This is a genomic window from Phaeobacter sp. B1627 (assembly GCF_006265095.1).
In the GTDB taxonomy this organism is placed as follows: domain Bacteria; phylum Pseudomonadota; class Alphaproteobacteria; order Rhodobacterales; family Rhodobacteraceae; genus Epibacterium.
This window is the reverse complement of record NZ_VCNK01000030.1, coordinates 62,708-77,014: the sequence shown is the minus strand read 5'-3', so window position 1 is coordinate 77,014 and position 14,307 is coordinate 62,708. Positions and strand designations below refer to the sequence as shown.

10 protein-coding genes and 1 pseudogene are annotated in these 14,307 nt (G+C 60.3%); 7 read left to right on the top strand and 4 right to left on the bottom strand.

Annotation, left to right across the window (positions count from 1 at the left end):
- The 4 genes from FGE21_RS15930 to FGE21_RS15915 form a co-directional block, all read left to right on the top strand.
- On the top strand, nt 1-557 hold a 557-nt coding region (locus FGE21_RS15930; RefSeq protein WP_305037103.1), incomplete at its 5' end, for a UDP binding domain-containing protein.
- A gap of 551 nt (nt 558-1,108) precedes the next feature.
- Nucleotides 1,109-2,368, top strand: a complete 1,260-nt coding sequence (locus FGE21_RS15925) for a WcaI family glycosyltransferase (RefSeq protein WP_255731622.1) — start codon at nt 1,109-1,111, stop codon at nt 2,366-2,368.
- Between the two features lie 15 nt (nt 2,369-2,383).
- Entirely contained in the window at nt 2,384-3,502 is a 1,119-nt protein-coding gene (gmd, locus tag FGE21_RS15920; RefSeq protein WP_139664414.1) for a GDP-mannose 4,6-dehydratase, read from the top strand.
- Between the two features lie 11 nt (nt 3,503-3,513).
- A complete protein-coding gene (locus tag FGE21_RS15915; RefSeq protein ID WP_139664413.1) occupies nt 3,514-4,449 on the top strand; it encodes a GDP-L-fucose synthase in 936 nt (311 codons plus the stop codon).
- A gap of 234 nt (nt 4,450-4,683) precedes the next feature.
- On the opposite strand, the gene FGE21_RS15910 is transcribed toward FGE21_RS15915, so the two are convergent.
- The 3 genes from FGE21_RS15910 to FGE21_RS15900 are packed head-to-tail and all read right to left on the bottom strand — an operon-like array spanning nt 4,684 to nt 8,827.
- The gene (locus FGE21_RS15910; protein ID WP_370285756.1) at nt 4,684-6,102 is read right to left on the bottom strand and encodes a polysaccharide biosynthesis/export family protein; all 1,419 of its coding nucleotides are present in this window, start codon (nt 6,100-6,102) and stop codon (nt 4,684-4,686) included.
- The gene (locus tag FGE21_RS15905) at nt 6,099-6,740 is read right to left on the bottom strand and encodes a YjbF family lipoprotein (protein WP_255731621.1); all 642 of its coding nucleotides are present in this window, start codon (nt 6,738-6,740) and stop codon (nt 6,099-6,101) included. Before FGE21_RS15905 ends, FGE21_RS15910 begins: the two co-directional genes overlap by 4 nt.
- Entirely contained in the window at nt 6,737-8,827 is a 2,091-nt protein-coding gene (locus FGE21_RS15900; protein ID WP_139664412.1) for a YjbH domain-containing protein, read from the bottom strand. Before FGE21_RS15900 ends, FGE21_RS15905 begins: the two co-directional genes overlap by 4 nt.
- Nucleotides 8,828-9,048: 221 nt before the next feature.
- Here FGE21_RS15900 and FGE21_RS15895 point away from each other — a divergent pair.
- A pseudogene (locus FGE21_RS15895) lies at nt 9,049-9,815 on the top strand (IS481 family transposase).
- A 639-nt stretch (nt 9,816-10,454) separates the two neighbouring features.
- Here FGE21_RS15895 and FGE21_RS15890 read toward each other — a convergent pair.
- Nucleotides 10,455-12,614 carry a polysaccharide biosynthesis tyrosine autokinase gene (locus FGE21_RS15890; RefSeq protein WP_139664411.1) on the bottom strand — a complete coding sequence of 720 codons (2,160 nt, stop codon included), beginning with the start codon at nt 12,612-12,614 and terminating at the stop codon, nt 10,455-10,457.
- 539 nt (nt 12,615-13,153) lie between these two features.
- Here FGE21_RS15890 and FGE21_RS15885 point away from each other — a divergent pair.
- Together FGE21_RS15885 and FGE21_RS15880 are read left to right on the top strand one after the other, a co-directional pair.
- The gene (locus FGE21_RS15885; RefSeq protein ID WP_139664410.1) at nt 13,154-13,381 is read left to right on the top strand and encodes a hypothetical protein; all 228 of its coding nucleotides are present in this window, start codon (nt 13,154-13,156) and stop codon (nt 13,379-13,381) included.
- A 176-nt stretch (nt 13,382-13,557) separates the two neighbouring features.
- Nucleotides 13,558-14,238 carry a sugar transferase gene (locus FGE21_RS15880; RefSeq protein ID WP_139664409.1) on the top strand — a complete coding sequence of 227 codons (681 nt, stop codon included), beginning with the start codon at nt 13,558-13,560 and terminating at the stop codon, nt 14,236-14,238.
- The last annotated feature ends 69 nt before the right edge of the window (nt 14,239-14,307 follow it).

Here is a 14,307-nt window from a genome sequence, read left to right as displayed (position 1 = left end):
TCGCGATGCGGGTGGCCTTCTTCAACGAACTGGACAGCTATGCCATGGCCGACGGCATGGACACGCGCCAGATCGTCGAAGGCATCAGCCTCGATCCGCGCATCGGCGGCCATTACAATAACCCGTCTTTCGGTTATGGCGGCTATTGCCTGCCCAAGGACACCAAACAGTTGCTGGCCAACTACAACCACGTGCCCCAGAACCTCATCCGAGCCATCGTCGATGCCAACCGCACCCGCAAGGATTTCCTCTCCGACCAGATCCTGATGCGGGGCCCGAAGGTGGTGGGCATTCACCGACTGGTGATGAAGGCGGGATCGGATAATTTCCGCCAGTCCTCGATCCAAGGAATCATGAAACGGCTGAAGGCGAAGGGCGTCGAGGTCATCGTCTACGAACCGGTCCTGGACACGGAAGAGTTCTTTCATTCCCGGGTGATCGCGGATCTGGCGGCGTTCAAGCAGGAGGCCGATCTGATTGTCGCCAACCGGTTGACCGACGACATTGCGGACGTGGCCGAAAAGGTCTTTACTCGCGATCTCTTTGGCGGAGACTGACACCCGTGATCCGCAACGGCCTCCCGGTCCCACATCCCCAGACCTGCCCGGGCCCCCTTGGCGCCGCGGGCGGGCCGGCAAAAATCGGCCAGGAACGGCAGGGGGGCTGCGCGATGTTCCCCTCGGGCGCGTTTTGCGACACATGCGGACCGGATCTGATGAAAATACTGGCGCTTCCGGCCCGGCGCTGCGTCGGTATGGCAGAATTTCTTCTCCGGCGGCCGATGCGCAGGGGACTGCATTGTATTTTAAACCCGCTCATTGCTCACAGGGTCGCCGTACGGCCGATCGCATGTTTACTGAAAAAGGCCTTATGACACAGACAGCGGGAACATATCGCCCAGGCTTTGATGGGGTTTTCAGCCTCCTTCTGAGCGCCCCATAATCATTGTTATGTTAAGTAATAAGAGCGCCAGAGCAGTCATTTTAACAGCGCAGGCCGATCCCGCCAGGCGACAGCTGGTCGAGGCCGGGATGTCACCTGGTCGGACCTGCGCGTTTTCTTTCAATCATCGATACGAAACGGGGCAGACCTTATGACCGGAAAAAACATGCGCCTCATGATCGTTGGCATCAATTATGCGCCCGAGATCATTGCGACAGGGGTCTATACGACCGGACTGGCCGAATTCATGGCCCAGGAGGGTGTGGAAACCGATGTGGTGACCGCACATCCCTATTACCCGGCCTGGCGGACCTTCGAGGGCTGGCGCCGTCCCTGGTGGACCCGGCGCCAGGAAAATGATGTCAATATCGTGCATTGTCCGATCTACGTGCCGGCCAATCCAACCGGCCTGCGCCGAATTCTGCATTACATCAGCTTTGCCGCGACCTCGCTGCCGATCCTTCTGTGGAAGGCGTTGGTGCGGCGGCCCGACATCGTGGTGGTGATTGCGCCCTCGATCATGATCGCCCCCGGCGCGCTGGCCGCGACCCGACTGAGCGGCGCCAGCGCCTGGCTGCATGTGCAGGACTACGAGGTGGAGGCCGCCTTTGCCACCGGGCTTTTGAAAGAAGACAGCCGCATCGGGCGCGCCGCCAAGGCGTTCGAAGCCTGGGTGCTGCGCCGCTTTGACCGGGCCAGCTCGATCTCGGCGCCGATGCTGCGCAAGCTGCGTGAAAAAGGTGTCGAAGAGGCGCGAATCATGGAGCTGCGCAACTGGGCCAACATCAAGAAGGTCAAACCGCTGACCGGCCCGTCGCCGCTGAAGGCGGAGCTGGGGATTGAAACGGAGCATGTAGCGCTGTATTCCGGCAATCTGGCCAACAAGCAGGGGCTTGAAGTGCTGCCCGAGATGGCGCGGCAACTGGCCCATCGCAAGGATCTGACCATTGCCATCTGCGGCGACGGCCCGATGCGCGAAACCCTTCAGGAGCTGGCGGCGGATGTGCCGATGATCCGTTTCTTCCCCTTGCAGCCGATCGACCGGCTGAGCGATCTTCTGGGCATGGCTGATGTGCATTTGCTGCCGCAGATCGCCGGCGCTGAAGAGCTGGTCCTGCCGTCGAAATTGACCAATATGCTGGCATCGGGACGTCCCGTGCTAGCCACCACCTCGCCCGAGACCGCGCTCGGCCAGGAGGTGGAGGGCGCCGGGGTTCTGGTGCCTGCGGGCGATGCCTCCGCCATGGCAGCCGCGCTGGACGGGCTTCTTTCCGCGCCCGAAAAACGGGCAGAGCTGGGGCGGGTCGCTCGCGAGAGGGCTTTGAAGCGCTGGGACATGACAGCGATCCTGTCGCGCCTGAAAAAACAGTTCGAGCTTGAAATTGCGTCCAGCACCTTGGGCGCGCGCAATGTAGATACCAAATAGTCGAGATCATTATTCATGAAAAAAGCGCTTATCACGGGTGTCACCGGTCAGGACGGGTCCTATCTGGCAGAGCTATTGCTGGAAAAAGGCTATGAGGTGCATGGCATCAAACGTCGAGCCTCTTTGTTCAACACGGGCCGGGTCGATCATATCTATCAGGATCCGCACACCGATCATGCCCGCTTCAAACTGCATTACGGCGATTTGACCGATACCTCCAACCTGACGCGCATCCTGCAGGAAGTGCAGCCCGACGAAGTCTATAACCTCGGCGCGCAATCCCATGTCGCCGTCTCCTTCGAGGCGCCGGAATATACCGCCGACGTGGATGCCATCGGCACCCTGCGCCTGCTGGAGGCGATCCGCTTTCTGGGGCTGGAGAAGAAGACCAAATTCTACCAGGCCTCCACCTCGGAGCTTTATGGTCTGGTGCAGGAAACCCCGCAGAAGGAAACCACGCCCTTCTACCCGCGTTCGCCCTACGCGGCGGCAAAGATGTATGCCTACTGGATCGCGGTGAACTACCGCGAGGCCTATGGGATCTATGCCTGCAACGGCATCCTGTTCAATCACGAAAGCCCGCGCCGGGGCGAGACCTTCGTCACCCGCAAGATCACCCGCGGCCTGGCCAATATCGCTCAGGGTCTCGAACCCTGTCTCTATATGGGCAATATCGACTCTTTGCGGGACTGGGGCCACGCCAAGGACTATGTGCGCATGCAGTGGATGATGCTGCAACAGGACACGCCCGAGGATTTCGTGATCGCGACCGGCGTGCAATATTCCGTGCGGGAATTCATCACCTGGTCGGCGGCCGAACTGGGCCTGACCCTGTCCTTCACCGGCGAAGGGGTGGACGAGATTGCCACCATCACCGCGATCGAGGGCGACAAGGCACCGGCGCTCAAGGTCGGCGATGTGGTGATGCAGATCGATCCGCGCTATTTCCGCCCCGCCGAGGTGGAAACGCTGCTGGGCGACCCCAGCAAGGCAAAGGAAAAACTGGGCTGGGTGCCGGAAATCACCGCTCAGGAAATGTGCGCGGAGATGGTCGCGGACGACCTCAAGACCGCCCGCCGTCATGCGCTGTTGAAAGAGCACGGCTATGACATGCCCATGAGCGTGGAAGGGTAAGGGCGCAGATCATGACATTTGACCTGACAGGAAAACGTATCTGGGTCGCCGGTCATCGCGGCATGGTGGGGGGCGCTGTGGTGCGCCGTCTGGCGCAGGAAGACTGTGAGATCCTCACCGCCACGCGGGCTGAACTGGACCTGGTGGAGCAATCCGCCGTGCGGGCCTGGATGCAGGAGATGCGCCCCGATGCTATCGTCATGGCCGCGGGAAAGGTTGGTGGCATCAAGGCCAACAATGAAAACCCCGTGGATTTCCTCTATCAGAACATGATGATTGTCTCCAACATTGCCCAGGCCGCCCATGAGGCGGATGTGGAGCGGTTTCTGTTCCTCGGCTCGTCCTGCATCTACCCCAAGATGGCGCCCCAGCCGATCCCCGAAAACAGCCTGCTGACCGGCCCGCTGGAGCCCACCAACGAATGGTATGCCATTGCCAAGATCGCGGGCATCAAGCTGATGCAGGCCTATCGCCAGCAATACGGCCGCGACTGGATCTCGGCGATGCCGACGAACCTCTATGGGCCCGGCGACAACTACGACCTGAACTCCTCTCATGTGCTGCCCGCGCTTTTGCGCAAGTTCCACGAGGCCAAGGCCGCGGGCGCCAGCAGCGTCGAGCTCTGGGGCTCCGGCACGCCGCTGCGGGAGTTCATGCATTGTGACGATCTCGCGGATGCGCTGGTGTTCCTGCTGAAGGACTATTCCGCGCCCGAGCATGTCAACGTGGGCTCCGGCGTGGAGGTCACCATTCGGGAGCTGGCAGAGACCATTGCCCGCGTGGTGGGCTACGAGGCCAACCTGGTGTTTGATGCCACCAAGCCCGACGGCACCCCGCGCAAGCTGATGGACAGCGCCCGCCTGCAGGCGATGGGCTGGAACAACAGCCGGTCTCTTGAGGATGGTATTGCCCATGCCTATCAGGACTTTCTGACCAACCAAGTGTGAGGCGGCCCCTTCCCGTGACTGGCCAGACCCCCGATGCGCAGTCCTCCGCTGATCTTTCAGCGCAGGTCATGCGTCAAAGAAATGCAGCGAATTTCTCTCTCCGTGATCCGCTGTCGCGGCGGGTCTTCAAATTGGCTTACCTGTGCATGCCGACCCCGGATGAGAACCCCAAAACTCGGACAATGATGCTGTGGAGGCTCCGCCCGTTTGTCAGGATGACATCCCACGCCCCGATCAATCCGACAGCGAGTTGATCGGCGCTGTAATCAGGGACGGGATTATTTGGCTCATGGTTCGACCCCAGCGCGTGACCGGGTTTTCGGCAACAAAGACGATATCGTCGGGACGCAGTTCGAACTTGGCCGCCATTGCCAGATGGGCCGCATTGCGCACATCCAGGTTCCAGGCCGTGATGGCGCCGAATTCGCGCACATCATCCGAGGCCCGCAGCACGTAGACTTCGGAGGCATCGCCGGTTTCCCTGGCCAGACCGCCGCCGGTGTCGAACAGCGCATCGGCCAGCGTTGCGCTGCGGTCAAACGGCAGCGTGAACCGGCCCTGGGTGCGCACTTCGCCGCTCAGGTAGACATAATCGCGATCGACCGCTCCCAGCTCCAGCGCCTGCGCGAAATTGCCCCGCTGCTCGTCGTAATTGGCGCGCCGCAGGTTGATCGCGGTGGACAGTTCCTCAAGCGCGGTCTGCCGCCCCGCGAGAGAGGCCTGGCGCAGCACGATCTGCTGTTCGAAAAACCGTTCTGCCCGGCCGAGGTCGTAATCCGTGTCGACAAAAACCGAATCCCCGGCGATCAGCTGCAGGTTCTGTAGATCGGACCGGGAGTAGAGATCCTCCAGTGGCACCTGATACATGCTGCCATCGCGGTAGATCCGCACTGAACTGAGATCGATATCGGCCACCGAAACGGAACCGGCTGCGGCCAGGGCCTCGCCCAAGGTCAGCGGAGTCAGCGTGATCGGCAGCACGCCCGGCTGGCCCACGGCACCACCGACGGACACCCGGCGAGAATTGAATTCCGACACCTCGAGGCTGAAGGTCGGGTCGAGCTGGTTTTCCACCAGGCGCTGGAACAGCAGCGCCTCGGCTTCGTCCACGGTCAGCCCCGACAGCCGCACCCGCCCGACATCGGGGATGTTGATCGACCCGTCATCCTGCACGGTATAGCCATTGCGGCTGTTCTGCGCCGCCAACAGGCCCGACAGCTCTCCTACGGTGCCCTGGGTCGAAGGGGTCGACAGCACGACCACATCGCCAACGCCGATGGTATAGGGGCCGGGATCGACGGCCGGCGGCGGATCAAGCCGCAGCCCCTGACGCGACGCGTCCTGCGTGGAGGGCGGATTGGGCAAAGTCCCGCCGCCGCGCGGGCTGCTGCCGACACCGGACCCGGCCGAGACGCGGAACACGGCAGGCAGGGTCTTGGGTTGGTACGGAGCCCGGTTGGCCACCAGAACGGTTTCCGGCGTCACCTTGACCACCCGCACTTTTGCCGTATTGCTGACACCTGCGGTGACCGATGGGCTGCGGTAGATGGTCGAGCACCCGGCGGCCAAGGCTCCGGTCAGCGCCAGTGCGCAGAAAACAAAGGGAATGCGGCGCACAGTGCGTCCTCCAAAAGTCATAATTTCAAAATTCATTCCGGCACCACTTTCATAAAGAGGTTGCCGAGAAAGTCACCGGTCCATTGCAAGGATTGCACGATCCTGCCGGTGTCTTTGCGCAGCCAATAGGCATTGGTGAACTTTTCTGCCACGCCGAAACAGTCTTCCTGCCATTTCCGTGTCGGCACCGCGAGGCCCTGAAGAAAGACATCCTCGTCCCCCACCGGCCGGATTTCGCAGCGATAGGCATGCAGTTCGGTCTCGTCATTGCTGTTGAGAAAACTGTGGAACCGCTCGACCTGACCGCTTTGGCCGGCCCCGATCAGGGCCGCGCTCTGGCGCACATCGGACGCGGCCAGCCCCGAGCCAAAGCCCTTGGCCGATGTCAGCAACCCCGCCTCGATGGTGATGGTCGCGCCATCCGCCGTCAGCCAGGTCTGGACCCCGTCCCGTTCCGCTTCCAGAAGCATCACGCCGCTCAGGTCGCGGTTGGGAAACCCGACTTCAAGCCGGGGCGGGATCGGCCGCACGGAGGCCAGCGCATTGGCGCGCGTATGGAACCGGGGCGCATCGGGGCGGATGGCGCCCCGCAACAGGTCCAGGTCATCCTCGGCCTCGCCGCAGGCCAGCACCGCCAGACAGGGGATCAGGAACAGGAAACCACGCATCTTCATCGCAGGAACCGCCCCCAGCCCTGGGCCAGGGACTGGCTGCGCGCCTCGCGGGTCACCCCATAAAGCCGGTTGCGCACATTAAGCCGGGCACCGCCATCGCGCAGCACCGGGCGGATCACCTGGCCCAGCCGGTTGCGCGTCGGACGCCCCGTGAGCCAGGACACCGGGATTTCCAGCCGGATGCCCTTGTCAAAGGAGCCCTCTCCGAACTCTTCGAAACTGACGTCGGTCAGGGTGAAGAAGGCACCGACCTTGAAGCCGTTGTTGAACTCCCGGTCGACCGACACGGTCGCACCATGGTCCCCGGCAAGGTAGCGCCCCACGTCCAGTTGCACATGGTAATCGCCGGGCAAGTCGTAGTAGGCTGATACATGCCCGGTGGCGACGGAATAGTCCTGGAAGCCGAACAGCACGTCGAAATCGCGTTGCTTGACGTAGTTGGCCTCCACCCCGAAGGCGATACGGCTGTCCACTGGGAACCACAACAGCTCTGCCGACAGCCCGCCAAACATCTGTTCCAGATAGCCAAAGCTGGTCCGCGCATAAAGGTCTGCCCCCGGCCGCCAGAGGTATTCGGCGGTCAGGTGCTCGACCCGCAAACCGGATTCGGAGGCGTAGCGGGTCCAGTCCGACCGCACCCGTGGCAGGACGGAGTTGGACTGGCGGGTCGCATTGTCGAGGTTGCCGATCAGCGGCTGGCGAATGGCCCCCGACAGGCTGAGCCCCGGCGCAATGGTATAATCGAGACCAAGCCCGGCCCCCACCTCATAGCGCAGGGGGGAAACCGGATCGAAGAAGGAGGCCTGCAAATAGGGCCCGAAGCGATAGCTCAGGTTCGGATAGGCCCCGTCGACAAAGCCCCCTTCGACCAGCGGCAGGCTGTCGGAGACCCGGGCCCGGGTAAAGCTGCGCCAGGCACCGTCCAGATCATGCTCCAGCTCGTAGAGATCCGCGCGGTTGACCTGCACCACGCTGAGCGGCACGCCATTGGCCACCAGCGCGATGTCGAACCGTTCGACCTCGGGGGGCTGGGTGTTGGCCAGCAGCCGGGCCGTGCGACCGACCGCTTGCGCTGCCTGGCCATAGTTTCCGTTCTCGATTCCGACGACAACGCTGTTGCCGCGCTCCTCCAGGTAGACGAGCCGCAGCCCTTCCTCTTCGAGGTAGCGCCCCAGCACAGCCTGGCGCCGTTTCGTCCCATCCACTGCCCCATTGCCAGCCCCGGGCAGGTTCCAGCTTGCAAGCGCCACCGCATCCACCGGAAGCAAGGGCGATGGCGACGGCCCCTGCCCCCCCGGTGCCACGTTCTTGTGGGGATCGAGGAAATAGGTGTAACTCAGCCCCAGCGTGCTGCCGTACATGTAAGACCCGGTTAGCTGGGAGCCGTTTTTGAACTTGTATTGAACGCCGAAGTTGAAGGGCGAATTCACTTCGAATGAAGTATTGGCCTGTTCTTCGGTATAGGCGTCCGAGGAGTATTCCACCAGCAACGTCAGGCGGTCATTATATTGCCAGCTGACCCCGCCAAACAGCGCCGCATCGCCGCTGAACCAGTTCCCGAAATCAAGCTGCCCGGTCTCCGGCGCGCCCTCCGTCGTACGCGTATCGAACCGGTCCGCAAACGCGCCCAGCGGATTTGAGAAAGCCCCCCGACCGGCCAGTCGACCCCAACCGACCCCTCCGGTCACCTTGAACCTATCTCGAACCACTTTGGTCGCCACCAGATACTCCGATGCATAGATGCCGGTGCCGCCAAAGTCCCTCAACCCAAGGGTGACTGCTGGGGCCCGCCGACTTTCCTCGCGCAGCCGAAAATGAAGGTCGAAACTGCGGTCATACCGGTCACCGCCAAAGATCGTACTTCCCCCAGCTGAATCGAAATCCGCAATATATGCATACCGAAAACTGCCATGCACCCAAGGTAGCATCTGGAAGGTCATGGTTGCTCGTAATGTATTGTCGAAATAACCGGCAGTAAAAGCAAGCGTGCCATCTTCGAGCATCTCGGCTGTCGGGATATCGATCAAGCCAGGGGTACCGTAATTGGAAACGGTCTGGGCTCCAAGCCCCGCGGGGGTAAGACTCATGAACAGGGCAATGCCCCCGCGCAAACGTATCGATTTCAATCGCGTCATGTCACCACAATATTATGTTTCTCTTCATTTACCGTGTTTTAGCACACCTACACCACCCCGGCCGGGCATCACGCGAAAATGGCTTCCGATCTGTGGCGTATCTGCTTATCACAACCCGAAAATCATATGAAAATAGCCTCGATGAGGTCTTAGATGTTTGATCCCACAGTTTGATGGTGCGATCCTTTCTCAAGCTTGGAAGGAAGCATTATGGGACAAGTTCGCACGGGAGCGCCACGACCACGCACGCCGTCAGAGCGGCAATACAGCGATCGCAAGCTTCGCTCTCGAAGCTGAGCGAAGAGCTCGGGATCAATCCCAAGAGGGTCGCCAAGTGGCGGAAGCGGCAGTCGGTCGAGGATCGCAAGACCGGGCCGAAGGAGCCGCGTTCAACTATCCTGACCGAGGCAGAAGAAGCGATGATCGTTGCGTTCCGGCGGCACACGCTGCTGCCGCTGGATGATTGCCTGTATGCCCTGCAGCCGTCGATCCCGCATCTGACCCGGTCAGGGCTGCATCGCTGTCTTCAGCGACATGGGATCTCGCGCCTGCCGGAGGTCGACGGCGACAAGCCAACGCGGCAAAAATTCAAGCGCTACCCCATCGGCTTCTTCCACATTGACATCGCAGAAGTTCAGACGGTGGAGGGCAAGCTTCATCTCTTCGTAGGCATTGATCGCAAGACAGCGTGGGAGTTCCTGGAGCACCTGCTGAAGGTCGTTCCCTATCGCATCCATACGATCCTTACCGACTTCATCTTGCGTCGGGAGCAACAGTCCACTGGACTGTCGGTTGATCCCTCCTCACCTACAACTTTGCCCGCAGGCTGAAGACCCTCAACGGGCTCACGCCTTACGAATACATCTGCAAAATCTGGACATCAGAGCCAGATCGATTCATTCTCGATCCGATCCACCAAATGCCGGGACTAAACAACTAGGCGGCCAGCCCGGCGAAAGTCTTTCATTTTTTGCGCGCTCTTGCAAAAAATAGCGGGTTTCCGCCGAGATCTGATCCTCTTCTGGGTCGTGCAGCATTCTCAGCGCCCGGGCTTCGTGATAAGTTAGGTGCAAATGTGTTTTTAGGAGATTGAGTATGATCAGAATTGCCTTGTTGGCCTTGGCCTTGGCCGCGACCAGTGCATCCGCTCAGGATGTTGGTAGCGTAAGTGCCTCAACGAGTGGTAGTAGTGGTGCAGGTGCTGGCGGCGCAGGTGCAGGTGCTGGCGGTGCAGGCGCAGGTGCTGCAGGCGCTGCCGCAGCAGCCGGCATTACTGGCTTTGTTCCCCTCGTAGCGCCTGCCCTTGGTGCGGTTGCGGCAGCCGCAGGTGTGGTAGCAGCAACCAGTGGTAGCACGTCCACCACGACAACGACCAGCACGACCAGCACTAACTAAACCCAATTTGGTGCTCTGCAAGATTTAAAAAAGGCGCGCCCATAAGGGCCCGCCTTTTGCCATGCATCATTTTGGTCTCCCCCCTGTCGCGCGGCCCGCCGTTTTGCCTTGGCCGATCATCATGATGGCCAGAGCATCTGCGCGTCGGCCAATCTCGACCGGGGCAATCTGGAACATAAGCCCTTCAGTTGGAATAATACTTGGACGTGTACGTGCCGTAGCTGTATCCATATTGCTTCATCCGGCGCGTGTTGATCTGGCCAAGGATCAGGCCGGACAGGCGCTGGTTGTCCATATGGAACAGCCGCAGGGTTTCCATCACCTCCTGCTCCGCAGTGGCATTCCACTTCACCGCCAGCAGAATTGCATCGGCATTGCGGGCAATCAGGCGCGCATCCGAGACCGCCAGCACCGGCGGCGTGTCGATCAGGATGATGTCATAGACCTCGCGCAGCTCGCTCAGCATCCGTGAAAAACGATCGGAGGCAAATAGATCCGCCGCATTGGCCGAGGTCTGCTCTCCGGCCATGACATCGCAGCCCAGAAGCGGGTCGGTGAACAGGACTTCCGCCACTGTCGCCTCCCCGGAGAGCACCGAGACGATCCCCTTGCTTGGCACATTGCTGAGCTGGGCGGTCATCGTGCGCCGCCGGATGTCACCTTCGGCCAGCAGGACTTTCTTGCCGATCCCGACAAAGTTCTGCGCCAGCGCCAGCGCATTAGTGGTCTTGCCCTCACCTGGCAGCGACGAGGTGATCATCACCACCTGCGGCGGCTGGTCCACATTCGACAGCATCAGCGATGTGCGCAGGTTGCGGATCGATTCCGCCATGGCGGAGGAGGGTTTGGCCGCGAGATATTCCAGCACCTTGCGCCGCCCGCGCACGGCGCCGACCGGGATCTGTCCCAGAACGCTGTAGCCCGTGCGCCGCTCCAGTTCCTCGCTGGAGCGGAAGCCCCGGCGCCGGGTTTCCTGAAGAAATACCAGCGCTGTGCCCAGCAGAACTCCCAGCACACCGCTCATCGCCAGGATCAGTGATTTCCTCGGTGCCGAGGGTCCGTTCGGGATCACCGCACGCGACAGAACCCGGCTATCGGCCTTCTGAATTCCCTCCTGCGCCGCAGTCTCTTTCAACCGGGTCAGGAAATATTCGTAGAGCAGCCGCACCGCTTCGGCTTCCCGCGTCAGTTGCTGCAGGGTGATCAGATCGGCGCTCTGTCGCTCGATTTGCCCACTTAACTCCATCTCGGACAGGCGCAGGGCTTGGATCTGCTGTTCGGCGCGACGCGCCTCCAGAGCGGCGCGCGCTCGAAGCCTTTCAAAGGCGGCGTCGAACTCCGCGGCCACGGACGCATCTGCTTCACTGCCGTCAAGCAGGCGCTGAAGCTGCGGATCCTGGCTGACCTGTGCCTGTTCGGCCCGAGTCTCGGCGCCGTTCAGCGCCGCGAGACGGCTTGTGCCCGCTATTTCGGCTGAGGAGGCAAGAGAGATCCGCTCGCGCAGATCCTTCAGTTGCACTTCCTGGGCTCGCAGGGCCTCTGGAGAGATCAGGGTGGTCCCGGAATTGAATTCATTCACCTCGGCCTCAGCGGTTTCCAGTTGCACCTGCAGCTCCGACACCCTGTCGGTCAGCCAGGAGGTCGCTTGCTCGGTCGCCTCGAATTTCACCTCGATCTGGTTCAGGACATAAAGGTCGACAATGGCATCCGCGATCCGCGCCGATTTGGCCGGGTGTTCCGTTTCGACCGTGACCTGAAGCACTAGGCTGTTGGGCACGTTCCGCATCGAGACGGAGGAAATCAACGAGGAAACAACACGATCCCGAGGGCTCTGGCCAACCAGATCCCCTGTCGGGTCTGTCGCGCCGGTGCTCATCCCCAGCAAAGATTTGACGCCGTTTTTCAACGCCGCCGTTGCTTGTTCCTTATACGCGCTGAAGCCGGTAGGCACCCGCAAAGCGGAGTTGAATTCCGGATCTTCCGTCAGGTTGAGCTTGTCCACGACCTTGCCCATCAATCCGCGGGATTTCAGGACTTCCAGCTCGGAATTGATTTCAGACGAGTCTCCGGACAGACCGGTGGCCACGCTTTGCAGATCAACAACGCTCTTTTGCTCGGTTTCAAGCATGACCACCGCAGTGGAAGTATAAAGCGGTGTTGACGCGATGTAGGCTTGATACCCCCCCACGAAGATCATCACCATGGTGGTCAGAACAATCGTCCATTTGCCACGCCACAGGGTGCCCAGCAGCGCCCCCAGATCGATCATGTCGTCGTTGGCAGAAGGGCTCTGTGTCTGCAGCCGCGTAACAGAGGAGACTTCGCTCAAAGGAGACTGTTTCATAAACTCAAAAATACCTTATCAATACGGTTCCGCCCTTTGGTTGCCATTCGCATACACGGCTTCCGTCAAAACACAAGGGACGGAAGATTGTGATATTCCCCCCAAGCCGAGACTTGCCCAACCTATACGACGATTGAGTACAGGCGCACCGCATAAGTGGAGCAGGCACCTGCAAATCGCCTGCGCCGATCCACGCAGCGCCCTTTTTTTAACATCTGCGACCAAATCTTCCTCGCTGGGTTTTGGCGCGATATTTTCCCCTGCCGCCTGCCACCCCCAGCGCGCAGCGATGAAATTTTCATATAAATACATAAACTTCAATCACCTAAGGGTGGTCCGCGCGCAGACCCGGAGGTGTGTGGGTTCTCGCCGGAAAGGTGCAAAAGTCTAAATTGATGGCAAATTAGACTAAAGTTTGTCATGTTTTTGAGTTAAACCTAGCCGCAAGTGATGAATATGGCGCTGAAGTTGGTCCGCGATGCGCCGCTCAAGAATTGAGAGCCGATAACATTTTAGTACGAATTCAAGAGGAGATCATTGTGGAGTTCCTGTTCATATTCACTGCCATGTATGTGCCGACAGTTCTGCTTGCACTTCTCCTTACGCATTGGGAACAAAAAGAAAATCCGGAAGAAACTTCGGAACTGCGTCTGCTGGGTCTGCTGCTGTGCGCAGTTTGGCCGCTTGTCGGCCTGGTGATGGTCGGCATGCGCCAGATGTCCACGGTCTTGATCTGGCGCGCTTCCCGAGGGGGGCAGAAAACTTGAACAAAACCAAGACAACAGCCCTGCTCTATCGGTCCCCCTATGCCGGACCGATAGAGCACCGTTTTTACCGGGTCACAGCACCCACCCTATTCAGAAAGAAGAGGCCACAGTCCCTGCCCACAGTCATTTAAACGTCGGCAAGCCCTTATTTAAGAACGCATTTTGGAGTGAACACCATGGTTGTACAATTGCACAATAGCACGCATGTGCTCTCACTGGATTACGACAGGAACAAGACCGGAGAGCGCAAGAGCCTTTATGGCGTGTTTGGCAAGCGTATCCTCGACATCCTGCTGACCGTGGCCGCGGCGCCGCTGGTGGTGCTGCTGCTGGTGCCGATGATCGTCTGCGTCGCATTGGACGGCGGTAACCCATTCTATTCGCAGATGCGCGTCGGGCGCGGCGGCCGATCCTACCGGATGTGGAAACTGCGCACCATGGTGGTGGGCGCCGACGAGAAACTGTCGACCTATCTGGCGGAGAACCCCAAAGCCAAGGAAGAATGGGACCTGACCCAGAAGCTCAAGTCGGACCCGCGCATCACCAAGGTGGGCAAGTTCCTGCGCAAGACCTCCGTCGACGAGCTGCCCCAACTCTGGAACGTGCTGCTCGGCGACATGAGCCTGATCGGACCGCGCCCGATGATGATCAGCCAGAAAGAGCTTTATCCCGGTACCGATTATTATGAATTGCGCCCCGGAATCACCGGCTCCTGGCAGGTCTCCTCGCGCAATGAAAGCAGCTTTGCCGACCGCGCACGGTTTGATGCACGGTATAATGAAGAGCTCTCCCTGCGCAGCGACCTGAACATCCTGTTCAAAACAGTAAAGGTAGTCTGCAAGGCCACCGGCCACTAAGCGTCTTCCGACCCAGACCAAAACCACAGAGGGCGCCGGATCGGATCCGGCGCCCTCTGTGCTATGTGC

What these genes read in the sequence shown, in the direction of transcription:
- FGE21_RS15925 (WP_255731622.1), top strand. Translation starts at nt 1,109, where the DNA reads ATGCGCCTCATGATCGTTGGCATCAATTATGCGCCCGAGATCATTGCG.
- gmd (WP_139664414.1), top strand. Translation starts at nt 2,384, where the DNA reads ATGAAAAAAGCGCTTATCACGGGTGTCACCGGTCAGGACGGGTCCTAT.
- FGE21_RS15915 (WP_139664413.1), top strand. Translation starts at nt 3,514, where the DNA reads ATGACATTTGACCTGACAGGAAAACGTATCTGGGTCGCCGGTCATCGC.
- FGE21_RS15910 (WP_370285756.1), bottom strand. Translation starts at nt 6,102, where the DNA reads ATGAATTTTGAAATTATGACTTTTGGAGGACGCACTGTGCGCCGCATT.
- FGE21_RS15905 (WP_255731621.1), bottom strand. Translation starts at nt 6,740, where the DNA reads ATGAAGATGCGTGGTTTCCTGTTCCTGATCCCCTGTCTGGCGGTGCTG.
- FGE21_RS15900 (WP_139664412.1), bottom strand. Translation starts at nt 8,827, where the DNA reads ATGAGTCTTACCCCCGCGGGGCTTGGAGCCCAGACCGTTTCCAATTAC.
- FGE21_RS15890 (WP_139664411.1), bottom strand. Translation starts at nt 12,614, where the DNA reads ATGAAACAGTCTCCTTTGAGCGAAGTCTCCTCTGTTACGCGGCTGCAG.
- FGE21_RS15880 (WP_139664409.1), top strand. Translation starts at nt 13,558, where the DNA reads ATGGTTGTACAATTGCACAATAGCACGCATGTGCTCTCACTGGATTAC.